This is a genomic window from Halorubrum gandharaense, assembly GCF_054654575.1.
The window spans coordinates 1,147,645-1,170,718 of the sequence record NZ_BAAIET010000001.1 but is presented as its reverse complement, the minus strand read 5'-3'; the positions used below and the strand labels follow the sequence as shown (position 1 = coordinate 1,170,718).

19 protein-coding genes are annotated in these 23,074 nt (G+C 64.8%); 11 read left to right on the top strand and 8 right to left on the bottom strand.

Annotation, left to right across the window (positions count from 1 at the left end; translation table 11 throughout):
* Positions 1–51: 51 nt before the first annotated feature.
* The 5 genes from ACYQ07_RS05515 to ACYQ07_RS05495 are packed head-to-tail and all read right to left on the bottom strand — an operon-like array spanning position 52 to position 4,462.
* On the bottom strand, positions 52–714 hold the full coding sequence (locus ACYQ07_RS05515; protein ID WP_459878526.1) for a restriction endonuclease: 663 nt from the start codon (positions 712–714) through the stop codon (positions 52–54).
* Entirely contained in the window at positions 707–946 is a 240-nt protein-coding gene (locus ACYQ07_RS05510) for a hypothetical protein (protein WP_459878524.1), read from the bottom strand. Before ACYQ07_RS05510 ends, ACYQ07_RS05515 begins: the two co-directional genes overlap by 8 nt.
* Positions 943–3,663, bottom strand: coding sequence for a plasmid replication protein RepH (locus tag ACYQ07_RS05505; protein ID WP_459878522.1), 2,721 nt, complete (start codon positions 3,661–3,663; stop codon positions 943–945). The genes ACYQ07_RS05510 and ACYQ07_RS05505 overlap by 4 nt, the downstream gene beginning before the upstream one ends.
* Before the next feature lie 35 nt (positions 3,664–3,698).
* Positions 3,699–4,154, bottom strand: a complete 456-nt coding sequence (locus ACYQ07_RS05500; RefSeq protein ID WP_459878520.1) for a DUF8112 family protein — start codon at positions 4,152–4,154, stop codon at positions 3,699–3,701.
* Entirely contained in the window at positions 4,151–4,462 is a 312-nt protein-coding gene (locus tag ACYQ07_RS05495; protein ID WP_459878518.1) for a PadR family transcriptional regulator, read from the bottom strand. The genes ACYQ07_RS05500 and ACYQ07_RS05495 overlap by 4 nt, the downstream gene beginning before the upstream one ends.
* Positions 4,463–4,853: 391 nt before the next feature.
* On the opposite strand from ACYQ07_RS05495, the gene ACYQ07_RS05490 reads away from it, so the two are divergent.
* Entirely contained in the window at positions 4,854–5,183 is a 330-nt protein-coding gene (locus ACYQ07_RS05490) for a MarR family transcriptional regulator (protein WP_459878515.1), read from the top strand.
* Here ACYQ07_RS05490 and ACYQ07_RS05485 read toward each other — a convergent pair.
* Positions 5,180–5,818: an IS6 family transposase gene (locus ACYQ07_RS05485; RefSeq protein WP_459878512.1), complete on the bottom strand. Its 639-nt coding sequence runs from the start codon at positions 5,816–5,818 to the stop codon at positions 5,180–5,182. The two genes, ACYQ07_RS05490 and ACYQ07_RS05485, sit on opposite strands and share 4 nt — an antisense overlap.
* 211 nt (positions 5,819–6,029) lie before the next feature.
* Here ACYQ07_RS05485 and ACYQ07_RS05480 point away from each other — a divergent pair, with 211 nt between their 5' ends.
* The gene (locus tag ACYQ07_RS05480; RefSeq protein ID WP_459878509.1) at positions 6,030–9,245 is read left to right on the top strand and encodes a midas domain-containing protein; all 3,216 of its coding nucleotides are present in this window, start codon (positions 6,030–6,032) and stop codon (positions 9,243–9,245) included.
* A gap of 85 nt (positions 9,246–9,330) precedes the next feature.
* On the opposite strand, the gene ACYQ07_RS05475 is transcribed toward ACYQ07_RS05480, so the two are convergent.
* Positions 9,331–9,939: a TetR/AcrR family transcriptional regulator gene (locus ACYQ07_RS05475; RefSeq protein ID WP_459878506.1), complete on the bottom strand. Its 609-nt coding sequence runs from the start codon at positions 9,937–9,939 to the stop codon at positions 9,331–9,333.
* A 235-nt stretch (positions 9,940–10,174) separates the two neighbouring features.
* Here ACYQ07_RS05475 and ACYQ07_RS05470 point away from each other — a divergent pair, with 235 nt between their 5' ends.
* The 7 genes from ACYQ07_RS05470 to ACYQ07_RS05440 all read left to right on the top strand — a co-directional run bounded on the left by ACYQ07_RS05470 (position 10,175) and on the right by ACYQ07_RS05440 (position 21,697).
* Entirely contained in the window at positions 10,175–11,857 is a 1,683-nt protein-coding gene (locus ACYQ07_RS05470) for a COG1361 S-layer family protein (RefSeq protein WP_459878503.1), read from the top strand.
* Positions 11,858–14,437: an efflux RND transporter permease subunit gene (locus ACYQ07_RS05465; RefSeq protein ID WP_459878500.1), complete on the top strand. Its 2,580-nt coding sequence runs from the start codon at positions 11,858–11,860 to the stop codon at positions 14,435–14,437.
* Positions 14,438–14,556: 119 nt separating this feature from the next.
* Positions 14,557–14,769 carry a hypothetical protein gene (locus ACYQ07_RS05460; protein ID WP_459878497.1) on the top strand — a complete coding sequence of 71 codons (213 nt, stop codon included), beginning with the start codon at positions 14,557–14,559 and terminating at the stop codon, positions 14,767–14,769.
* 509 nt (positions 14,770–15,278) lie between these two features.
* Positions 15,279–18,920, top strand: a complete 3,642-nt coding sequence (locus ACYQ07_RS05455; RefSeq protein WP_459878494.1) for a COG1470 family protein — start codon at positions 15,279–15,281, stop codon at positions 18,918–18,920.
* A 232-nt stretch (positions 18,921–19,152) separates the two neighbouring features.
* Positions 19,153–20,478, top strand: a complete 1,326-nt coding sequence (locus ACYQ07_RS05450) for a PGF-CTERM sorting domain-containing protein (RefSeq protein WP_459878491.1) — start codon at positions 19,153–19,155, stop codon at positions 20,476–20,478.
* Positions 20,479–20,836: 358 nt separating this feature from the next.
* Positions 20,837–21,337: a hypothetical protein gene (locus tag ACYQ07_RS05445; RefSeq protein WP_459878488.1), complete on the top strand. Its 501-nt coding sequence runs from the start codon at positions 20,837–20,839 to the stop codon at positions 21,335–21,337.
* Between the two features lie 93 nt (positions 21,338–21,430).
* The gene (locus ACYQ07_RS05440; protein ID WP_459878485.1) at positions 21,431–21,697 is read left to right on the top strand and encodes a ribbon-helix-helix domain-containing protein; all 267 of its coding nucleotides are present in this window, start codon (positions 21,431–21,433) and stop codon (positions 21,695–21,697) included.
* 14 nt (positions 21,698–21,711) lie between these two features.
* On the opposite strand, the gene ACYQ07_RS05435 is transcribed toward ACYQ07_RS05440, so the two are convergent.
* Positions 21,712–21,942, bottom strand: a complete 231-nt coding sequence (locus ACYQ07_RS05435) for a DUF8150 family protein (protein WP_459878482.1) — start codon at positions 21,940–21,942, stop codon at positions 21,712–21,714.
* 186 nt (positions 21,943–22,128) lie between these two features.
* On the opposite strand from ACYQ07_RS05435, the gene ACYQ07_RS05430 reads away from it, so the two are divergent.
* Together ACYQ07_RS05430 and ACYQ07_RS05425 are read left to right on the top strand one after the other, a co-directional pair.
* Positions 22,129–22,437 (top strand): DUF8065 family protein, encoded by a 309-nt coding sequence (locus ACYQ07_RS05430; RefSeq protein ID WP_459878479.1) that lies wholly within the window; start codon positions 22,129–22,131, stop codon positions 22,435–22,437.
* A 2-nt stretch (positions 22,438–22,439) separates the two neighbouring features.
* Complete coding sequence (locus ACYQ07_RS05425; protein WP_459878476.1) at positions 22,440–23,048, top strand: hypothetical protein; 609 nt, start codon at positions 22,440–22,442, stop codon at positions 23,046–23,048.
* The last annotated feature ends 26 nt before the right edge of the window (positions 23,049–23,074 follow it).

Below are 23,074 nucleotides of genomic sequence, written 5' to 3'. Positions count from 1 at the left end.
GACTCGATTTCACCGCAGGTGTCTGGGGGTCACCCCCGAGACACTGGCTTGCTACCTCAAGTCGAACTCGTACTCGCAGTCGTATGCGGTGACGTACTCGTCGTTGCCGGCACGGTCGGGAACGTAACACGGCCCTCGTGCAGGCCCGTTGAACATGGGTGCCTCAACGTTGGACGGCCCCCGCCGGGTGAGAAGCAGTGGAACCGGCTCTCGAAACTCCCTGATTCCCGGCGCTCGACGAGTGCGGAGGGTTCCGCGGGGCGGCCGGTGTTCGGTCAAGGGTCGAAGCGAGTCCTTTTGCAGATCCTCGTAGGTGAGGATGCGGACGTCGAGCCGTTGGGCAAGATTCCACGCCGCGGTGGTCACGCCCCTCCCGACGACCAACACGGGCATGGCCCGAGCCAGGGCAGCCCGATGGGAGATGTCCGCGACCGTGTCACGGCCGACAAGTCTCGTCTGCCAGTCTTTGCACTCACCGACGATGAAGTCCGCGGGCTCACCGCGGAGCTCGTCTCGCCGCGCGATCACGTCGGTTTCGAGCCCGAAGAGGTACTCGTTACATGTGGTTCGATACCCCCACCGCTGGAGTGTCTCAGCAAACCGCTGTTCGAGCCAGCGGCCGTTTGTCGGATCGTGATCGGGGTCGCGACCCTGGTCGTCGGGGCTTGTGAGGGCGGGAATCGCTGCTCGCAGCTCTTCAAGAAGGTCACTCATCGGCATCCCCCTCCGAGGTGACTTCCTGGGCGGCAGCCTCGAGCGCGCCGGCGAGCGCGGTTGCTTGGTCAGGCGTCAGATCCGTGTACATCGTCCCCCACGGCCCGCCGAACCCGAGGGTGATCGTCGAGCCGTCGAGTTCGTCGGTGCCAACCTGGATGGTACCCGTCGTTCGTGTGACCGGCTGATCGCGGATGACCGTCGTCTCCAGATCGAGGGTGGGCTCGGTCATTGGCGCCCTCCGTGGTTCTGGTGTGGTGTGCTGGGCAGTGCCGTCGGCTGGTGGGGTGGTGTTTCCCTTGGGTGGGTGAGTGCAGTGTTCGAGAGCGATGCGTCGTCTTGGGTCGAGTGGCTGTGCTCGTGTCGGGTCACTGGAAGTGTGGTGTCTCTCATTGTGGGTTGGATCGGTGGCTGTAGGGCTGGGTGGCCGGCACGCCGGCGCGTCTCCGGGGTCGCGTGGCTGCTCACGACGCAGTGCGGTGGCAGTCTCACCAGCGAGTCGGGTGTCGCCGCGACACCGGCTGGTGTGGTCCGTTCTGTACTCCACCGACGGTGGCCGTCCACCTGGACGGCGTGGACGCCCTCAAGTGCCGCCACGTCATCGAGACGCCGGTCATAGCTGCTTGCCGAAATGCCGGCCTTCTCGATCAGCTCGCTGCGGCCGAGTGGGCGATCAGCTCGAAGGAGTGTCCCGTAGAGTTTGGTCGCCGTCGGCGTGAGATCTGGGCGAAAACGCGTCGGCGGGAGTGTAGCGGCCGCCTGTTCGAGGTCGGCCGGCGTCGGGCAGGGTGACTCGGTATGTGCACGCAGGAGGCTCTCCACGACATCATACGGACAGCTACGGGCGGTGTCTACCGGACCGAACGCCTGGAGACACAGTCGGATGAGCTGCCGTTTCTGGTGGGGTGACCACTGGATGTCGTCAGTCAATGCCACGTCGTCGATCACCCGCCGGATGGCGGGGTACGTCGTGGCGTCGACGACGGGGATCTTGAGGGTGGGCGCCGCCTCGGTTCCGTTGGCGATCGCCGGGCGCACGCCGGCGAGCGCCTCGGAGAGTGATGCGGCAATGTCGTCGTGGAGTGTGGTTGCTGTTGGGCCAGCAATCACCCACGACATCGTGAGATCGAGGTGGGTGTCGGGCTCAACGTCGTAGGAGAGCCGCCGGCGCAGTTTTTCCGGGCGGTCTTCGAACAGCAGGCGATAGCCCGAGTGGATCCCGTAGACGGACTGTTTGGGGACCGTCTTGCCGAGGAACTCACAGAGATTCTCGAGACGGCTGTGGTTGCGTGTGAGCGTGGTGGTGTCGGGGATGCGGATGGTGGTTGTCAGGTCGATCCCGGCTGCGTGATACAGCTGTGTGGCTGATGCGACCAGCCCGTGAAGCTCCTCGAAGAGCTCGCTGCGCGCGGCCGTATTGTCGCTTGTTGTGAGGTTGGCGAGCGAGGCGAGCAAGCGGTCCCGGACGGTCGTGATCCGCTCACGCCACGCTCCGTAGGTGGTTTCGTCGTCGCTGTACCACCCGACTTGCCGGCCACGCCGGAGGACGCGGGCGATCGCTTTAGTGTGGTTCGTGGAGAGGGCCTCGAACTCCTCGCCAAGCCGCTCTGGAGTGAGAATGTGGGTAAGCGCTTTCTCGCTCAGTAAGGCGCCCGCGAGACGTCCCAACGTGGCGAGGGGCCCGCCCCACTGGAGCACGACGAGCGTTTCATCTGGTGTGTGACTGAGATACGCCACCCGGCCGTCCTCGAAGGGGGCCGGCTGGTCATCGACGAGCGTGACGGCATCATCGTGTGCCACGGTGGCGAAGCGGCGGTGCAGCGGGTCGTCATGGGTGTTTGGTGGCGTGAGCCACTGGACGTACTCGCTGTCGGTCTCCGGGTCGCCCGTGGTTTGCACCCACTCGTCCATCGAGGGGGGAGCCCCCATCCCCGGGGGAGACACTGCACTTGCAGTACCGTGAGGGGTTGTGGTAAGACGCCCATCAAGCCGGCGCTGATCCGGGTGGACGAGCTCGTGATTGTCGTCGAGACACTGTGTGACGGCTGTGTCTCCAAGTTCGGTGCGATAGACGGTGTGTTGGTGGCCACGTCGGTCTACCGTGACGAGCCCGCGTGCTTCGAGATCCAGCACGTAGCGGCTGACGGTTCCCGCTGCGATGTCGATCGCGTCGTCGCCGGCGATGTCGTCGTAGCTTCGCGGCTGTGTGAGCTTCGCGAGTAGCCGGCGTTTGCCTGGCTCCGTGTCGAGATCGTGGATGGCCTCCCAGGCTGCGTGGCTTGTGTGAGAGTGGGGAGTGTGGGGGGACCGATCCCGGCTCTCAGTAAGATCGAGGTGACAATCACACCACTTCGGGTACCGTTTGGCCAGATGTCGTCGGAGCGTGGGTGAGGCAATGAGGCGAACGTCGAACCCGTCTGCGAGGACGGCGATCGCCGCGAGTGCACGCACGCCTGTGCGTCGATCCGTGAGTTCGGTCCACGCCTCTCCATCCAACAGGAGCGTGCAGACAGTTGGGTGCGTGTCGAGCTCGCGATGGAGTGTGACCGGCCCCTTTGCGAGTGCGCCGAGCGAGGCGTTCACTGGGCCACGGCCCGTGCCGATGGCCGTGACCGTCTCGGACGGATCAGTGTGCGGCGAGTCGTCGGTGAGCGCCTTGGTGGTGATCGCGCGGATGTACGCGACAGCTTCGGCTAGGTCGTCAGTCCATGGTGTGTCGAGGTCCCTCCATGTCGGGTGGAGTCGGGTGAGCAGCTGTGAGCTCGTCCGCCAGGGATCCTCAAGGGAACTGTGACGGCGAACCGTCTCTTCGGTGTGGGCTGTGAGCGTGCTGAGCAGTCGTGGCAGCCACTCGGTTACTCGGGGGGAGACTGCTGGACAGCTGATTCCCTCCGTGTGGTTGGTGAGACGGACCCCTCGTTGACGGGCCGCAGGCTGGCGTCGGTGCATGAACGCTCACCGGGTGGCCTGCTGGTGGACGCCGCTCATCGTGGGTCCTCACGTGGTTGCCCACCATCGGAGCGAGTGCGGACCGCAGAAAGGAGCGAGGGTGGCTCCTCTCGTTGTGGTGTGGTTGGCTCCCGTGGGGTGTCCGCGCCTTCACGTATGTGTGGATCAGTGGTCCTCGTCGAGCTCGTGACGACGGCGCTTGGCGAGAGGAGCACGAACGTTGTCGATTGTGTTTGGGAGTTGGTGCAGGTCCCAACGTGCCCCGTGAGGACGTACTCGTCGACGCCGTGGGTGAAGACGGTCGGATGTTCGTGGCTGTCCGCACCACACATGATGTAGCCGATCGCGAAGGTGGGATCGCCGGCGGCTCTGTAGGCGTAGGCGGTGATGTCGTCGCCCTCCTGGAGGGGCTGTTTGCAGACCTGGCAGGTTGGATCCTGGATGTCCAGCGGGATGTGCGTCAGTTGCTGGAGCGCTCGTGGGTGGCTCATTGTGGTCCCTCCCTGGTGTCACTGCCAGCTTGCCACGCCTGCCGGGTGGAGAGCGCGCGTCGGGCCGATTCGGTGAGTCTGTACGTGTTGTTGGTGTGGGTGACAAGCTCGTCGCCGGCGAGCTGTTCGAGGGTGGTTTGGAGCGTCTTGTGGTCGAAGCTAGTGGTGTAGTAGGTGGAGAGTTCGCGGTGGAGTTGGTGGCTGCTACAGGGCCCCTCGTTGGAGAGTTTCCAGAGTACGTCGCGGTGGAGCGCTGGGAGATCGGCGAGCGATTTCGTGGTGTCGCTTCCGTTGTCGGGACTACTCATCGTGTCCCTCCGCGAGGGTCTGGGTTTCAGTGCATGGGCTGCAGAGTGGGGCGTCCAGTGTAGCGTCGTAGCCGTCGGCTGGGTTTGTACATAGTGTACAGGTGGTGGTGTGACTGTTCGATCCGGTGGCCGTCTCGCAGGGCTTAAGCCCCGCAGTTGGCAAGGTTGGCATGGTTCTGTGTTGCGGCACAGAACCCGTCCCGGCTGGGTGTTGTAGCACCGCAGTCGGGGTTTCTACACTTTCTCACGAGCCGGGGCTTCGTCACTCGGGTTCCGTAGCTACCAGTAACATCCGATGTAACTTATAGGTTCGGATGATTCTTACAGGATATATCAGTTCTGGATAGCACTATCCGAACTCATTACCCTCTCAGAGATACGAATGGCAACTATGCTGCGGCACTCTGGAAGTTGGATGACTCTGGTTGATGATCGTATCCTAGAGTATCTTCATGAGAACGAAGCAGCGTCGCCTACAGAAATGATGAAAGGAGGTCCAATCAAATACAGCCGGGCATACATCGGTAGAAGGTGTAAGAGGCTGAAAAAGGAGGGATTACTTCGAGAAATTAGTGATGCCACGTATGTGATCACTGAGAACGGAGAGGCGTATCTCGAGGGTCGTTTAGACACTGAAACCTGGGAATATATCGACCAGGACAGTCCCGAAGCTGATCCTAATGGAGCTGTTGGAGATGATGAGAATAGAAGGTCGCGTTAAGTTTGGCGAGAATTGTGGTAGACGGCGAAGGATTCGAGCCAATTTTGAGCTGTTTCTAACGCGACATTGCTGAAACTGTTTGCAAATGAAGATGTTCGTCGTTCTATTTCCCAAAAGACACGTTCAATAGCGTTCCGATTTCCATGGCGTATCACCCGTAATCGATAGCCGTCCTCAGCAAGAACTGGGCCGAGATAATCGGCGTCATCGACGAGAAATTCGACATCATCGAGCTGATAGCGTCGGTGAAGCTCGGTGAGAAACCATCGTGTCGTCTGTTTCGTTGCTGTCGGATAGAGGCTTAGATGGAGGATTTCGTTGGTATACGGATCAACCGCCCCGTACAGCCAGAACTTCTGACCGTGGAGGCGGATCATCTTTTCGTCAACCGCAAGTTGATCCGCAGAGACTGTCGAGATCGGCTGTAGATTAGCTTTATGAACCCAGTTGTGAATGGCGATATGACTTCGATTGATCCCAAATCTTTCGAGATGTTTACTTACCTCGCAGAGCGACATATCTGCTAAGTGACAGCGGATCCCTACTTCAATCGCCCATCGTGGAGTTCGATCACGCTCCACAAACGACAAGTCAATCCACGCGATACGTTCGCTGAGGCGGTCGGTTTCTGCCATCGACACTCAGACATCGTCCGCCTCATTCTCTAACTTAACGCGACCGCCATTTCGGCCTCAAACGTTATGCGTCGATTCCCCGTCATTTGAAACGATACGACGGGGGCGGGGACCCCCGTCCGAGCGGTTTTACTATGAGTGTACACGGTGGGATATCGGGCCGGCGGCGCACGGCTCGCGATCCGCGTTCGAATCGGGGGGTGCGAACACGATGAGTCGCGGCGGTCGACTCGCGGTCCTGACGGTCGTGGTGGCGATGCTCCTGTTCAGCGCGTCGGGCGCGGTCGCGAGCGAGGACCTCGACGCGGAGATCGAGGTGGCGGACCCGGTCGCCGGCGCCGAGACGACACACACCGTCGACAAGAAGGCGAGCAACGACACGGCCGGGAGCTCACTCAACTACGTCGATGTCGACTACTCGGACGGCGAAGCGCCGGACCTCCCCGAAACGACCGACGAGGTCGTTCGCGCGGGGGTCGACACTGACGGCAACGGCGAGATCGACGAGAATGCGACGGAGGATCTCGACGAGGTCGAGCTCGAGGACGGCGACCAGCTCGTCGAGTTCTCCTTCGGCGGGGTCGAGGGGCCGGAAGAAGGCGATCGCGTGATAGTCGAGTACGAGGTCACGAATCCCGACGACGAGGGGCCCCACGACGTGGGCGTGCAGGTCAACGACGACCAGGACGACTTCGCGTGGACCGAGTACGAGCTCGAACCGCTAGCGGTCGAGGAGTTCACCTTCGAGACCGTCGACAGAACGGCGGACCTCCGGCTCACCGTCACCGACGACGTCGACACGATCGAGGTCGACCTCGACGACCGCGACGTGACGCTCGACGAGGACGACTTCGAGGCGCTCGGCGACGGCGAGTACCTCGCCGAGAACGTGAACGAGGGCGACGCCGGGACGTACGGCGCGACGCTCGACGAGGCGAGCCGCGACGACGACGACGATAACGCGGCCGACGACGAGACCGCGACGACGACGCTCGCCCCGCTGGCGATCGTCGACGGCAACACGTCAGACGACACGCCGAGAGCCGGCGAGAGGGTAGTGGGTCAGGCGTTCACCGCCGAGGTCGAGGGGTTGACGAACGCCGACGACCACGAGTTCGTCTTCGAGTTCCCCGACGGGTTCGAGGGCGACATCGAGGACGCAACGATCACCGTCGACGGCGAGCCGGCGGAGTCGACCGAGGAGACCGACAACGACGTAACCGGGACCTTCGCGCTCGACGACGGCGACGACCTCAACGACGCGACGGTGACGCTGGAGGCCGACGTGACGTATCCGGACGAGGGCGAGGTCGACGTTGACGGCACGGTCACCGACGGGGGCGACGGGAGCCAGGACGCCGATACCCTCGCGACCGTCGACGTGGACCCGGCCGAGGCGGTCCGGGTCACCGACGGCACGATCACGAACGACGGCGTCGAGCCCGCGGAGACGGTCGACCACGAGCTGACGGTTTCGCTCGAGGACCTCTCGCGGAACGCCGAGTCGGCGTTCACCGTCGAGGTGCCCGAGGAGGTCGCTTCGACGGCGACCGTGACCGACGTGGACGCCACCGATGATGACGTGACCGTCGAGGAGAGCGACCCGTCGATCGACGACGAGCGGGTCGAACTCGACCTCGACACCGGAGATGACTCCGGCGCCGCCGACACCGTCGACACCGACGTCGTCGTCGAGTTCGAGGACGCGACGTACGACAGCGACGCGCGCGGCGAGACGGTCGAGTTCGACGCCGAGGTGGAGGACCACGGGGACGACACCAGCGACGAGGAGCGCCCGGTCACGACCGTCGATGTCGCCGACCGCGACACCGTTGCCGTCGTCGGCGGCGACGCCGACCCCGCACAGGTGGAGCCCGGCGAGAACGTCACCGACGGGACGGTGACCGTCGAGATCGAGGGCCTGATCCGCGACGGTGACCCCGCCGACGTCGAGCTCGCGTTCCCCGACGAGCTGACCGACGCCGTCGCCGTGAGCGCGGTCACCGCCGACGGGGCGACGGTCAGCTCGAACGAGACGGTCGACGGCGAGCGGGTCGAGTTCGACCTCGACGCCGGCGACGGCGGCGGGACGACGGACGCGGACGTGACGGTGGCGTTCGACGCCGACTATCCGGCGGCCGTGGACGACGCGACCCTGGGGTTCGACGCCGCGGTCGTCGACAGTGACGGCAACGACGACGACGGCGAGCCCGTCGCGACCGTCGACGTCGCGGAGCGCCCGAGCGGGATCACGACGTTCGACCTCGACGCGTCGGACGACGACCTGACGCTGACGGTCGAGTCGATGACGCGGCTCGACGCGATGACGGTCGAGCTGTCGGGCCCCACCGACCGAACGCTCGACGTCGAGGACGTCGACGAAGCGGACCTCGGCGACGACTACCGGTACAGGACCACCGTCGAGGGCGTCGCCGACGGGGACTACGACGCGACGCTGACGGACGCGACCGACGTGTACGGCGAGGCGGTGGCGGACGGCGAGTCGGACGACGCGGACGTGTCGACGAGTTCGGGGCCGGGGAGCGGCGGCACGGGTGGGTCGTCGTCGAGCGGGACGGCCGACGAGTGCGAGCCGGCCGCGGAGACCGAGCTCGTCGCGGCGGACTCCACCGTCCACCACACGAGCGTCTGTGCGAGATCGGGCGCCGAGCTGACGGCGAACTTCACGGGCTCCGACGAGGGTGCGGACGACGACGTGACGGTCGACCGCTACGAGTTCGTCTCGGCGACCGATTCGGACTTCGCGTTCAACGTCAGCGTCGAGCCGGCGACGGTCGACGATCTGGCGCACACGGCGCGCATTGCCGTCGGCAACGACACCGCCCTCGACGAGGAGCTCGAAAACGGGACGCTCGTCGTGGACGTTCCGGCGTCGGCCGTCGGTGACGCACCGGCCGAGGAGGTCCGGTTCCGGAACGACGGCGAGGCGGTCGACCACACGGTCGTGACCGACACCGGCGACGCGTACCGGTTCGCGCTGGCGACGAACGCGTCGGCGAGCTACGTCGTCGGCGTTCCGGACGGCGAGGTGACGGTTACGGAGGCGACGCTCGTGGACGAGGACCTGGTCGTCGGCGACGACGCGGAGGCGGAAGCCGTCGTCGAGCGCGAGGGGTACACGCCCGCGACCGCGACGGTCACGCTGTGGATGGACGATGCCGCCGTCGCGGAGCGGACGGTGACGCTTGCGGGCGACGAGCGAACGACCCTGACGTTCGCCTGGGAGCCGACCGAGCTCGGCGTGTTCGACGTGACCGTCGGGGAGGCGGACGCGGGCGATCTGACGGTCGCCGCGGAAGAGACGGCGACCGACACCTCGCCGACGTACCTGTGGCTCCTGTTGTTGCTCCTCCTGCTGCTGGTCACGGGGATCGTGAGGCGAATACGCGGCGACGACGGGGAGTAGCCCCGTGCTGGGGAACTGAGGGGGATCCCTGAAAAGGGGGGCGGTGGTGTGCGACGCCGCCATCTCCGTGCCGCGGTGGTCCCCTTCACTCGACGAACAGGCCGTCGACGATCGTTTCGATCAGCCGTTCCTCGACCTCCTCGTACGCCTCGACGTGGAGGGTTCCGATGAGGGATTCCTGCGCGCGGGTGACGAACACGAGCGAGCGGAAGATCCCGCGGATCATCTCGGGGTCGTCGTACCTGAACGCCTCCATCCGCGCCCAGCGTTCGGCCAACGTGATCCGGTCCTCGGCCGGCGGCATCGCGATCGACTGACACTCCGTGTCGGAGAGTTGGTCCTGGATCTCCTGCAGCTCTCCCTCCACGATCAGTCGCGCGATGAGCGGGTTCGAACGAGTCTCGGTGAACATCGTCCGGAGCAGCGCCCGAACCTCGTCTTTCGGGGTTTCCGCGTCGGCGACCGCCGTCTCGATCAGGTCCTCGATCGCCGCTCGCTCGGCGGTGAGCACCGCCACGTACAGCGCTTCCTTGGAATCGAAGAACTGGTAGAAGGTACTCGTTCCGATGCCGACGGCCTCGGTTACGTCCTTGATCCGCGTTCGTTCGAACCCGAACCGTGTGAACAGCTCTCGTCCAGTCTCGACGAGTTCCGCACGAATTCGGTCACGGTCGTCATCGTTGAACGAACTCATCGATACGACCACGGTTCGTGATCGACACGACCCACCCCGGCCGATTCTCGTCCCTGCATACAAATCCCTTCAGGTCGATGCACAAAACGCCACCGATTTCAGGAACAAAAGAATTATGCGTTCGTGAGTTTCACATCGAGTGTGACCCTACTGTCGTCCACACCGCTATCATCCTCCCTTCGTGTTGCACATACAGCCCATCCGTCGCCCCGCCGATGTGAACTGAGGTGACCTGATGCGGAGAAAAACCCTGCTGACGCTGACGGTCGCGGCCGTACTGCTTGCAACCGGCGCGGTTGCCGCCGGCTTCGCGCCGGTCGACGACGACTCGACGTTCGCGGTCGGCAGTGCTGCCGCGGAGACGGAATCGCTCGATGCGCCCGATGTCCAGACACAACAACAGCAGCCGCTCGTGCGGGGGGAGCCGCGTCTGCGGGCCCACGCACCCGACACGTTCGTCACGCCGGGGAACACGAACGAGGTCGAGCTCCAGGTCTCCAACGACGGCCGGCTCACCCTCGGCCCCTCGGAGATGCGTGAGGTCGTGACGACCGCCCGGAACGTCAGGGTGGAGGCCGAGGCGGACGATCCGCTGACGGTCACGACCAATCAGAGCGCGGTCGGTGCGGTCACCGAAACCGAGCCGCGGTCGGTGCCGATCGCCATCGACGTTCCCGAGGACGTTGAGGAGGGAACCTACGATGTCGACGTGGAGCTGAAGTACGCCCACACCCGCCAACAGGGCGGCGGCGTCACGGACGACCGCTCGCGCACCGTCACCAGGACCGTCGAGGTCGAGGTACGCGACGAGGCACGCTTCAGCATCACGGAGGCGTCGACGGACGTCCAGATCGCCGACACCGGAACGATCGATGCCGAGGTCGAAAACATCGGGTCGGATACCGCACGCGATCTCGACGTCGCCCTCGACTCCACGAGTGCCGGGCTCGTCATCGGCGACTCGCCGGAGGCGGGCGACAGCGCGCGGATCGACGAGCTGGAGCCCGGCGAGGCCGCGACCGTCTCCTACGACGCCTCGCTGTCGGCGGACGCGCCGCCCCGCCGGTTCTCGATCGACGGGACCGTCCAGTTCAGAAACGCGGACGGCATTCAACGCGTCGACGAGGGGATCCGTGCGGGTATCACCCCGGTCGACAAACAGCGCTTCAGCATCGACGACATCGAGTCCGACCTGCACGTCGGCGAGGACGGCGACGTGTACGGCACGGTCACCAACGAGGGACCCAACGAGGCACGGAACGTCGTCGTGCAGTACGCGGACGAGTCGGAGAACGTGATCCCGATCGAGAGCTCCATCGCGGTCGGCACGCTCGGACCCGGCGAATCCGCCGACTTCCGCATGCCGATCGAGATCGGCGGCGAGGCGGAGGCCGTGGACAGGACCGCCGACATCACCGTCCAGTATCGGAACGCCGACCTCGAACGACGGGCGTACGAGGACGTCGAACTCCTCTTCGAGGTGGCGCCGAAACGCGACCAGTTCCTCCTTGAGGTGCAGGACCGCGAGATCACCGCGGGTGAGACGGTCGCGTTCGACGTCGCGGTGACGAACAACCTCGACCAGACGGTCGAGGACGTCGAGGCCCGGCTGTTCGCGGACGATCCGCTCGACAGCGACGACGACGAGGCGTTCGTGGAGTCGCTCGAAGCCGGCGAGTCGACGACGATGACCTTCGAGCTCGAAGCGGAGGCCGGGGCGACCGCCAAGACGTACCCGATCTCGTTCGACTTCCGGTACGACGACGAGCGCGGGAGCAGCCAGCTGTCCGACACGACGCGGGTCGCGATAAGCGTCGTTCCCGCCGACGGCGGCTTCCCGTGGCTGCTCGCCATCGGCGGGCTGGTCCTCGTCGCTGCGGCGGGCGGTGGATACTACCTGTACGCACGGGAGACGTAGATGAGCGGACTCGGCGAGCAGATCGAGGACGCCACCTACCGCGTCAACGAGGTGATCGTCTCTCGTCCGAGAGCGGTTATCGTCGCGTTCCTGCTCGTGACGGCCGTGTTCGCCGTCGGAATGACCGCCGTGACGACGGAGACGGACGCCACCGGCGGGTTCACCGATGACCTCCCCGAACAGGAGGCGCTCGACGCGATCAACGCCGAGTTCGACGATCCGTTCGAGGCCGACGAGGAGACGACACAGCTGATCCACGACGGGAACGACGTGCTCACCCGCGGGGAGCTGTTGCATATGCTGCAGCTGCTCGAACGGATCGACTCACGGGACGACCTCCGGATGGAGTCGGCGAACGGGCCGGCGACGCTCGTGGCGCAGTCGCTGGACCCGACGGCGGAGACGCCGGCCGAACAGCGCCGGGCCGTCGAGCGCGCGACGGACTCGGAGGTCCGGGGGGCGGTTCGGGAGCTCTCGGCGAACCCCCAGTTCACGGGGATCGTCTCCGACGACTTCAACGAGAACCACGCGTCGGCGTCGACCACGATCACCATCGTCTCCCACGACGTGCCGCAGGGGTTCTCCGACGACGACCTGCAGGGCGTGCAGACGACGGTTGCGGACCTCGCCGGCGACGAGCCGGCCGACATCCGTGCGTTCGGTCCCGGCGTGATCAACGCGGAGTTCGCGAACATCATCGGCGACTCGATGGCGATCGTGATGCCGGTGCTGGTCGTGATGCTGCTCGGGTTCCTGGTCGTCGCGTATCGCGACCCGATCGACCTCGCGCTCGGGCTGTTCTCGCTGCTGATGACGATCATCTGGACGTTCGGGTTCCTCGGGCTCTCGGGGATCCCGTTCGACCAGCAGATGATCGCCGTCCCGGTGTTGTTGCTGGCGGTGGGGGTCGACTTCGGGATCCACAACATCAACCGGTATCGCGAGGAGACGGTGAAGGGGATCGAGCCGGTGCCGGCGATGCGGATCGCCGCCAACCAGCTGGTGATCGCCTTCATCATCGTCACCGTGACGGCCGTGTTCGGGTTCGGCGCGAACAGCATCTCGGATCTCGACCCGATCCGGAACCTCGGGATCGTCTCGGCGATCGGGATCGTGTTCACGTTCCTCACGTTCGGGCTGTTCCTCCCGGCGGCGAAGCTCGAAACCGACCGGTTCCGCGAGCGGTACGGCGTGCCGGAGTTCAACTCGACGCCGATCGCCTCCGAGGAGTCGACGCTCGGGCGGGCGCTGGCCGTCTTCGCGACGATCGGGAAGCGCGCGCCCGTGCTGTTGGTCGTCGTGTTGCTGCTCGTCGGCGGCGGGATGGGCGCCTACGGGATGGGCGTCGACACCTCCTTCGAGCAGGAGGACTTCCTCCCGCCCGAGGAGGAGGCGTGGTACGTCGAGCATATCCCCGGGCCGTTCGCGCCGGACGAGTACACCGTCACGGAGACGATCGGCCTGCTGGAGGACCAGTTCGACGCGAACCAGGACGAGTCGATCACGATATTCGTCGAGGGGGCCTTCGAGGAGGACCACGCGCTGGAGGCGCTGTCGAGTCCCGACGACGACCCGCCGGGGACGCTCGCCGTCGGGCCCGGCGGGCAGGCGGACGCACAGAGCATCGTCACCGTGATCCAGTCGCACGCCGAGAACGACGAGGAGTTCGCCGCGCTGGTCGCCCGCAACGACCGCAGCGGCAACGGGATCCCGGACCGGAACCTCGACCGGATCTACGACGAGCTGTTCGCCTCCCCGGCGGGGGCGCAGGCCGAGCGGTATCTGACCGACGACAGACGCGGTGCGCAGGTGGAGTACACCGTCGAGGCCGGCGCGTCGCAGGCGGAGGTGTCCGAGGACGGCGCCGAGCACGCGGCCGACTTCCGGTACGCCGCGACGGCGACGGGGCAGATCGTCATCTTCGACGCGATCACGCAGATCATCTTCGAGTCGGCGATCCAGGGGCTGGTGCTCGCGCTGGTGTTGACGACCGTGTTCCTCGTCGTCTCGTATGCGGTGTTGGAGGGGAAGCCGGGGCTCGGCGTGGTCAACGTGTTCCCGATCGCGATCGCGGTCGCGTGGCTGATCGGCACGATGCGGTATCTCGATATGCCGCTGAACGCGCTCACGGGGACGATCCTCTCGATCGCCATCGGGATCGGGATCGCCTACTCGGTCCACATCACGGCGCGGTTCATCGACGAGTACAACGTCGACGGCGACACGTATCGGTCGTTGCAGACGACGCTGTCCGGGACCGGCGGCGCGCTCACGGGGAGCATGCTCACGACCGCGCTCGGGACGGGCTCGCTCGCGCTCGCGGTGACGCCCGTGCTCGGCGACTTCGGGCTTCTGATGGCGATGAGCGTCGTCTACTCGTTCGTGGCGGCGATCGTCGCGCTCCCGCCGGCGCTGTTCCTGTGGGACCGGTTCAGCTCGGCCGGTCCGCGGCGGAACGGGGGGAGTGGGAACGGGGCCGGTGGTGGCGGTGCCGGGGCCGGTGGCGGTGCCGGCGGTGATGTGGCCGGTGCCGGGAACGGGACCGGGCCGTCGACGCCCGCCGGCGACGAGTCGCGCTGACGCGCGTGGCCGTTTCGCGGGACCGTTTTTGCGGAGGCTGTTTTGCGGAGGCTGTTTTTGCGGGGCGTTTTTCGAGGGGCACGGAGCGCGGCGGCCGCGATCGGCGTGGGCACCCAGTCGTGCGCGTTCGCGTGTGTCGCCCGGTCGTCGGGCACGCCGTCGTGTCCGTCGTCGAGCACGCCGGCGACGATGTCGTCGCGCGGAGCCGGCGGGACCCGGACCTCCTCGCGTCGCCGCGGCTCGTGGAGCGCGGCGGTCGCGGTCGGGTTCGACTCGGATGGGGGGTCGGAGTCGGGCTCGGACACTTCTCGGGCTCGGACTCGGACGCTTAAGAGAAGCGCACACGCGAGCGCGCGCGACGCTGCGGCTCGGCGGATCGCGACGCGTCTCGCCACGTTGGTGGCACGTGAAAACCGGTGCGGCGGTGGACGGAGTCCCCTACCAAAGAAACATGTGCCCACCGTCGCGGGCCCACACGTCCGTTCCGGATGCGTGCAACTAGGTGTTTCGGTCGCGGGCGGTGTGTCGGCCATCCCCGCCGCCCCGCCGCCCCCGCCACCCGGCACGCCTGCGGATCCGGATCGTGGTGTGGAACGGTCACACGCCACGCGCGGAGCGCGGCGGACGGCGTCCGGCGGACGGCGCCCGGCGCTGTCGTACCGCTCCGCGATCCCCGCCCGGATCCGCAGGCGCTCGCATCGGGTGGTTTCGGGCGCTCGGCCGGCGCTCGTCCGGCGGGCTCCCCCGATCGAGATCGTGCGTCTGACCCCTGTCAGACGGCTGTATGTGGGTGTTTGACACGGTTTGGGAGACACACAAAGCACTTATACGAAAGGCCTGAATGAACGGATACCCCCTACCCGAAGCGCAGAACACGACTATCCGAAGCGACCAAGTCCGGCAGTACCACGATGAATCGAGTTGGTTCCCGTCGAACATCGGGCGTCGCAGTCAGGTCCGGAGAAAGTCTCTGTGCGTTGCAGACAACAGACAACACACAATGACAAACGACAATAACACACGCAAGAAGGTCAACGCGGTCTTCTTCGCGGCGATCATGGTTCTTTCCATGGTTGCAGTCGGCTTTGCTGCAGCACCCGCTGCAGCGGTTGACGGTTCCTCAGGTGGCGATGTGTCGCCTGATTCAGTAGCACAGGATATTGAGGAGGACTTCGACCTCGAACTCACTCTGGAATCAGTAACGGATGACGCAGGCGAAGACGAACTCGTCTGGGTAGTTCCAGGTGACTTCGATATCGAAGACAGTGACGCTGATATTGAGTCCCAAACGACTCTGACCGAGGTGAACCCCGATGGCGAGGACAACGACCTCACTCCGGACGTCAATATCGACGGTCAGAACATCGAGATTACCTTCGAGTCGTCCAGTGAGGAGTCGTGGGACGTTGAAGCTGTAACGTCCGACCTCACGCTCACCACGCCGTCCACCTCAGGTGACTACGACTTCAACGCTAACGCCGAATCCGGAGACGGTACCGGCATTGACGACCAAGATGTTGGTTCGGTGTATGTTACGGAGAACGCTAACTTCCAGATCGTTGACCCTGAGCTAGACACTGAGGTTGAGGAAGGCGATGACTTCACGGTCACTGCTGATGTCGTGAATCAGGGCGACGAAGAGGACACGCAGGATATTCAGTACATGATGGCATCCGACGCCGGTGTCATCGAACATGATATCGAAGACGGCGCTGATAATGATGATCTTGTTCGTTTTGAAGAGGAGGGGAGCGTAACCCTCGATGGTGGTGAAGAGGTATCCGTTGAGTGGACCATCACCGCACCGTTGAACACCGGTACGTTCGAACACGGTGTCTTCACTGCGGACGATTCCGTAACGGAGATTCTCAACGTCGAGGAAGACGTTGAGGAGACTGAAGACGCAGACGAGCTCGAAGCTGAATACATCGACAGAGTCGGCGGAGCTGTCGATGTCGTCTACCAGGGTCAGGACGTCTACCTTGTGGGCGGCGAGCTTGAAACCGCAGACAGTGATTCGGTTAACCTCCGGAGCGTCGACAGCTTCGACAGCGGAATCGTTGAGTCCAGCTCGCAGGTCGAAGAGCTGACCATCGAGGATGCCGGGGAGGTCTTCGCAACCGTTCCTGAGGACTACGAAGACACCACCGCAGCCGTCGAGATCGACACCGGTGACCTCGACTCGGGCGACTACTTCGTCCGCGGTGGCGGTACCGGTCTCCCGACGAGCCCGAGCCAGGATGACACCTTCGAGGTCACGCTCCAGTCGCTCGACGCCGAGTGGGACGACGAGGAAGTGACTGACGAGGGTGCCGACTCCGTTACCGAGTTCGACATCGACTCGAACCGTGGTACGTACACCGCGAACGTGAGTGCTGACGGCGACCTCGACGACGAGGAGTTCCTCGACATCTTCGTGACGAACGAGAACTTCGACGGTGACAACGTCAATGTTAGCGGCGAAGAGGTCACCATCGAGGAGCTCAAGGAGGACATCGAATCGGTCCGCGACGGTGTCACCACCGACGATGACGACATCGTCGAGCTTGACAACGAGGAAGTCGACTGGGGCGACCTAAACAGTGACGCGACGACATTCGACGACCTGACCGACAACGAAGCGAACCCGTTCAACGTGCTCCTCTTCAACACGGATGAGGAGGACGCTGACGAGATCGCCGTGATGTTCGACATCCGCGACACGGATGCGGACGTCGACTTCAACGGCATTGACGACGGCGACTACGAGTTCGCCTACAACGTTGACGACACCGAGGCCGAGGATACGGCCGAAATCACGGTCCGCGAAGAGGACCGTGACGCCGACTGGAGCCAGGGTGTCTACACCGAGGCTGCCGGTGACGTTGTCAACGTGACCGTCGAACTCGAGGACACTGACGACGCCTACGTCCAGTTCGGTAGCGAGGACGCCGGCTACTTCGACATCTTCTACATCGAGGATGACGGTGGCACGGACGGCGAAGTTCAGTTCCAGATCAACACCCGGACGATGGGTACCGATGCGACCAACGATGAGGTCCTCGACTCCGAGGACGACATCGTTGAGAGCATGACCCACGAACCCAACAGCGACAACTTCGACGATGTCGAGTTCTGGGATGAGGACGTCGAAGACATTGGTGACTCCGAGCATTTCGAGGGCATGACTCTGGACGAGTTCCGCAGTGACGAGCTCGACATGTCGCCGATCGTGCGGCCGCTCCAGGCGACCGACTACGAGCTCGGCGTCAACGGCAACGGTAACTTCATCGTTGACGACGACGACGAAGTCGAGCTCGACGACGAGCTCGACCTCGCAACCCTCGACCTGGTCGACCCCGAACTGGGCGACGTCAGCACGTGGGTTGCACCTGAGGACAGCGCTGACGAGGACGACAGCGTCGAGGATCTGCTCGACGTCGTCACGCAGCGCGAGGACATTGCCGAGGATGACCGTCTAGTCATCCAGGCCGAGGCAACTGGTATCTACGGTGCGATGGTCGACCTTGAGGGCGACTTCGATGCGCTCGAGGACGGCTTCCACCCGCAGACGGTCCAGGACCTCGTTGACGAGGAATCCGGCGTCACGATCGAAGTCGAAGGCGTTGACCCTGCCGGTAATCAGGACGCCAACAGCCTCGACTTCGGTGAGGCCGACGAGGACGACATCTTCGTGCTCGCCGACCGCGACGAAGGGCAGATGTACATCGTCGTTGATACGAGCTCCAGCAGTGCGTTCGACCGCTCGATCGACGACGGTGACACCTTCGACGTCGAGTTCGAGTACGAAGCTGACGACGACGAGCGCTACCGCTTCAGCGACGTGCAGGACGACTTCGGCGATGATCGTCCCGGCACGTTCGAGGGTGGTGCTGATGGCGTAACCGAGGACGCAGCGTTCCCGTACCTGCGTGCCGGGAACACGATGACCAGCACGGGCGAGTTCACGATCGTCGCGCCTGACGTTGAGTTCGACAACCTCAACGAGGACGACGAGGTCCAGCTCGTGCCTGAGGACGACTACGAGGTCACCGGCGAGACGAACATCGCGCCTGGAACGGACTCCACGGTGCGCTTCCGCTCGACCGGCGACACCTCGCCGTCCTTCGTCATGACCGAAGACTCGGACATTGAGTCCGACGGTAGCTTCAGTGCGACTGCCGACTTCGGCAACCAGAACGTCGGCGACACGGCTGACACGTCATTCCGTGCTGACGGCAGCACCATTGACACTGTCAGCTCGGTCTTCGTCGAGGCACCTGAGACGCCTGAGGACACGCCTGAGGACACGCCTGAGGATACGCCTGAGGACACGCCTGAGGACACGCCTGAGGACACGCCTGAGGACACGCCTGAGGACACGCCTGAGGAGCCTGAGGAGACCGAGGAGCCGACTGACGACGACACGCCTGGCTTCGGTGCCATCGTGGCGCTCGTCGCACTCCTCGCCGCCGCGCTCCTCGCGACCCGCCGCCGTCCCTAACACGGACGACAGCGACTCGCGAGACGCGCGCTGCGATTCAGGCGACTAACCACCGGCCCCACGCGGGGCCGACCCCTTGCGGTTTCTTTTATCGGACGACGACACCGGACGACACCGGACGACACCACTCCACTCCACCCCACCACACACCACACCCGCTAGCGACGCGTCAGTCGCCCGTCCGCTCGCACCGACCGGAGCCGATTTTGCCACGGAGCCCGTCCGAACGGGTATGTCACGCTCACGAGTCCCGTTCGTTGTCGTGTTCCTTGCCGTCGCCGCGCTCGTCGTCGCCGGCGCGGCTGCCACGGCCGGAGCCGGGACGACACAGCAGTCGACCGCCCCCGACTACCTCGACGGAAGCGGTGACGGTGCCGGGGTCGCGTTCGCCGGCCAGGTCGTGTACGCGGTCGGCGGCCCGATCGCGGCTGCGGACCCCGGTGACGGCGTCGACCTCCGGCGGGCTGACGCGTTCTCCGGCGGCGACGTGCGTTCGAGCACGTTCGTCGAGGAGCTGACCGTCGTCGACACCGCCGAGGCGAACCACCCGTCGGCGGTCCGCGCGGCGTCCGACCGGGCGGTGCGGATCGAGACCGACGACCTCGCCCCCGGGAACTACTTCCTTCACGGTGGCGACGTTGACGGCCTCCCCCGTCGCCCCGCGGAGTCGAACACGGTCGAACTGGTCGGCTCGACGCTCTCCGTCTCGTTCGCGGACGGCGAGGTCACTGACGCCGGCGATGGGGCCGTGACTGACCTCGACATCGCGTCCAACCGCGGCCGCTACAGCCTCAACGTCTCCGCCGACGGCGACCTCGACGAGACGGAGCTTCTTCGGCTGCTCGTCACCGACCGCAACGTCGACACGTCGGACGGGTTCATCGACGACGACACGTTCGCTGCCAGCGACGAGGTAACGGTCGCGGACGTTCGGCTGGCGCTCGTCGAACTCCGAGAGCAGATCCACGTTGCGGACGGTGAACGGATCGTGATCAACGACGACACGGCGACGGTCTCGGTCGACGGTGCTGCGGGCGAGGTGTCCCTCGCGGAGGCGATCGCCACCGACGCCAACCCCTTCGATGCGGTCGTCTACGCCGACGACGTCGACGACGCCGATGAGCGGGTCGCGCTGTTCGCGATCACCGACCGCGAACACGCGGTGTCGTTCGCCGGCGTCGACCCCGGCAGCTACACGTTCCGCTTCGCGCTCACCGACGCCCCCGTCAGTGCCGACGGGTCGTTCAGCGTCTCCGAGTCCGATCCCGACGCCGAGTTCGGTGACCCCGACGGCACGCCGACGCCGACCCCCGAGGAGACGCCGACGCCGACCCCTGAGGAGACGCCGACGCCCACCCCCGAGGAGACGCAAACACCCGAGGAGACGCCCGCGGACACGCCATCGCCCACCCCTGACGAAACGCAGACGCCCGCGGACACGCCTGAGCCTGCGGAGACCGACGAGCCGACGGACGACGACACGCCCGGCTTCGGGGCCATCGCCGCGCTCGTCGCCCTTCTCGCCGCCGCGCTCCTCGCGACTCGCCGCCGTCCCTAACACGGACGACAGCGACTCGCGAGAGCGCGTTTCGGCACTCCCGTTCACCTACCGGCCTCGTGCCGGCTCCGGCTCTTGGCGGGTTCGGCATCGCACTCACACCCACGTCCACTCGCACCCGGAAGTTCGTCCAGGACGGTACGATCACAGCGTAATCGCACTCACACCCACGTCCACTCGCACCGACGCACGACGGCGTCGGCGTGCGCCGGCGGTGTGGCCCGCGACCACCCCCCCGCGACCGCTCCGCCCCCCCGCGACCGCCGCGCTCCGCCCCCCGCGACCGCCGACCACCCGCGCATTCCGGAACCCCGGTAACGGTCACAACCCACTTCAGTCCCCGACCGATAACGGGTGCATGGAGAACCTACCACGACGCCGCGTCCTGCAGGCTGCCGCCGCCGGAACCGCCGCGTCCGTCGCCGGCTGTAGCGCGCTCGACGACGAGGCCCCGACGGCGGAGGAGGAGGGGGAGGAAGCCCCCGAGGCGGCCGACGAGTCCCCCGACGAGGACCCGGCCCGCGAGCTCGACGGCGAGGCGGCGGCGACGGTCGCCGTCGACATCGACGAGCAGATGGAGGCGGCACAGATGGAGATCCAGAGCCAGGTCGAGGAGGGGGACCTCGACCAGGAGGAGGCCCAGATGGAGCTGCAGGAGACCCAACAGGAGATCCTCCAGGACGTAACCGGCGCCGTCGAGGAGACCGTCGGCGGGATCGACGGCATCGCGGTCGCGGAGACGGTCCCGCAGGCCGGCGCAGTGCTGGTCGACGGCGACGCGCTCGGCGTCTTGGAACTGCTGGAGGACGACGACGTGCAGGCGCTGCTGTCCGCGGCGGAGTTCGACGCGCTGGCATAACGGAGACTCGCGGCCGGCCACGAGCCCGGCGGCGATCCCCCGGCCGATTGGGCGACAGGCCTTTTGGCCGCGACACCCCACTTTTCAGGAAAGATGTGCCCGAATGTGGAAGACGACGACGTGGTCACACTGAGCGTCACGGTTCCGGAGCGGCTGCTGGAGGAACTCGACGACCGCACCGAGGTGCTGGGGTACACCAACCGGTCGGCGTTCGTCCGTGCGGTACTACGTGATCTCACGGACCCGACTCTCACATCGGGAGCACAGGAGGGCGTCTCGGAGGGCTACGCGGATGCCGCGGCAGGGCGGACGATGTCCATGGACGAGGCTCGGAAGCGCCTCGGGATCGACGAGAACTGAGCGCGACCCGTTGGTCACTCCTCTTCGAGCACGTCGTCGGCGAACGCCCGAATCTGCCGTTCTTCTTCTGCGGTCCGATCGAGCAGCTGCGCGCTTTCGAGCTGTCCCTCGACGACCGCGTTCTGCTGTGGTCCCCACACCCCGACCGGCTGCTCGCGGAGATACGCCACCCAGCGAGTCACGTCGTCGTAGCGCGGCGCTCGCGAGGGGCGGCCGTCAGTCTCGGAGTCTGGTGAGTCGCTCATAGGCGTCGTGGACGTCAAGGGCGTCAACCCACTGTTCGAGCCGACGGGTCGAAAGGCTTTCTCCGAATAGCGTATACAGGTGGGCGGCGTCCTCAAGGTCCTTGCGGGCGCCGATCGAGACGGACTGTGATGACATGGATGGCGCGTCACAACACCTATTACGGTGGCGGGAGAAGAGAAAGTAAGATGGCCACAAACAACGACAAGATCCAGTTCCGGGGAGAAACTGAAAAGAAGGCGACTCAAATTGTCGATCAGATGCGTCTCGGTGGGATCAACATCAGTGAGCTTGCTCGACAGGGTCTTCAAGAGAAGCTCCAAGAAGTTCTCTCGGACGAGGAGAAGATCACCCTCCACCAGCGATACAAGCAAGGAGAGCTTTCTGACGATGTTGCAGAGATCCTTCTCGGTGATACCTTGGAAGAAATTGAGCGGGAGCGGGAGGCCTTTGAGGAGGCTGCGGAACTTGATACGAGTGGCGTCTTCCAGAAGTGAAGATGGTGGACGATGCTGTTCGCCATCCAGTTATTGTTGATACAGACGCAGTAATCGCTGTGGCGAACACGAGTCTCTGGTCTCGAATCATCGACAATATACAGCTGACGACCACCAACGTCTGTCACCACGAACTCAAGCGCCATGTTCGGGAGATGTCCGAGTACGCGCCCGAAGGAACGAGAGAGCGGTGGGTTCATACTGGAAGCAAGAGGGCGCTAGAGCCGTTCGACGACGAGAATGAGTCGTTCACCACGGTTCCGTGTGTTCCTCGACCGCATGGAGAGGATGCTGGGGAGAAGTCCTTGCAGACTGAAATCGAACAGAATACAGAGCTGTATCGGTTCGCAATTTTGATGGATGAACACGGACGTCGTGCTATTAACCGAGTATTCGGTGACGCAGAAGAGACAACTGGGAAGGCAGTTGCTCCCACGTTTTTGTTGTATCTGTTGCTAGACGAAGGGAAGTGTACTGTCGCGGAGTTTTGTCAGGCCTGTGGAGAGATGCTTCGAGGTGAAGGCTGGACAGGGTATCAAGCGATTCAGGCAGCATGGGATGCGATCTCGGTAGATTGCTCGCAGCATCTCCCGGACGATCTCCTGCCATGACACTCCGGAATATCTGATTCGTATTA

Coding starts and splice junctions, on each gene's coding strand:
- ACYQ07_RS05515 (WP_459878526.1), bottom strand. CDS start 714: ATGAGTGACCTTCTTGAAGAGCTGCGAGCAGCGATTCCCGCCCTCACA.
- ACYQ07_RS05510 (WP_459878524.1), bottom strand. CDS start 946: ATGACCGAGCCCACCCTCGATCTGGAGACGACGGTCATCCGCGATCAG.
- ACYQ07_RS05505 (WP_459878522.1), bottom strand. CDS start 3,663: ATGCACCGACGCCAGCCTGCGGCCCGTCAACGAGGGGTCCGTCTCACC.
- ACYQ07_RS05500 (WP_459878520.1), bottom strand. CDS start 4,154: ATGAGCCACCCACGAGCGCTCCAGCAACTGACGCACATCCCGCTGGAC.
- ACYQ07_RS05495 (WP_459878518.1), bottom strand. CDS start 4,462: ATGAGTAGTCCCGACAACGGAAGCGACACCACGAAATCGCTCGCCGAT.
- ACYQ07_RS05490 (WP_459878515.1), top strand. CDS start 4,854: ATGCTGCGGCACTCTGGAAGTTGGATGACTCTGGTTGATGATCGTATC.
- ACYQ07_RS05485 (WP_459878512.1), bottom strand. CDS start 5,818: ATGGCAGAAACCGACCGCCTCAGCGAACGTATCGCGTGGATTGACTTG.
- ACYQ07_RS05480 (WP_459878509.1), top strand. CDS start 6,030: ATGAGTCGCGGCGGTCGACTCGCGGTCCTGACGGTCGTGGTGGCGATG.
- ACYQ07_RS05475 (WP_459878506.1), bottom strand. CDS start 9,939: ATGAGTTCGTTCAACGATGACGACCGTGACCGAATTCGTGCGGAACTC.
- ACYQ07_RS05470 (WP_459878503.1), top strand. CDS start 10,175: ATGCGGAGAAAAACCCTGCTGACGCTGACGGTCGCGGCCGTACTGCTT.
- ACYQ07_RS05465 (WP_459878500.1), top strand. CDS start 11,858: ATGAGCGGACTCGGCGAGCAGATCGAGGACGCCACCTACCGCGTCAAC.
- ACYQ07_RS05455 (WP_459878494.1), top strand. CDS start 15,279: ATGAACGGATACCCCCTACCCGAAGCGCAGAACACGACTATCCGAAGC.
- ACYQ07_RS05450 (WP_459878491.1), top strand. CDS start 19,153: ATGTCACGCTCACGAGTCCCGTTCGTTGTCGTGTTCCTTGCCGTCGCC.
- ACYQ07_RS05445 (WP_459878488.1), top strand. CDS start 20,837: ATGGAGAACCTACCACGACGCCGCGTCCTGCAGGCTGCCGCCGCCGGA.
- ACYQ07_RS05440 (WP_459878485.1), top strand. CDS start 21,431: ATGTGCCCGAATGTGGAAGACGACGACGTGGTCACACTGAGCGTCACG.
- ACYQ07_RS05435 (WP_459878482.1), bottom strand. CDS start 21,942: ATGAGCGACTCACCAGACTCCGAGACTGACGGCCGCCCCTCGCGAGCG.
- ACYQ07_RS05430 (WP_459878479.1), top strand. CDS start 22,129: ATGGCCACAAACAACGACAAGATCCAGTTCCGGGGAGAAACTGAAAAG.
- ACYQ07_RS05425 (WP_459878476.1), top strand. CDS start 22,440: ATGGTGGACGATGCTGTTCGCCATCCAGTTATTGTTGATACAGACGCA.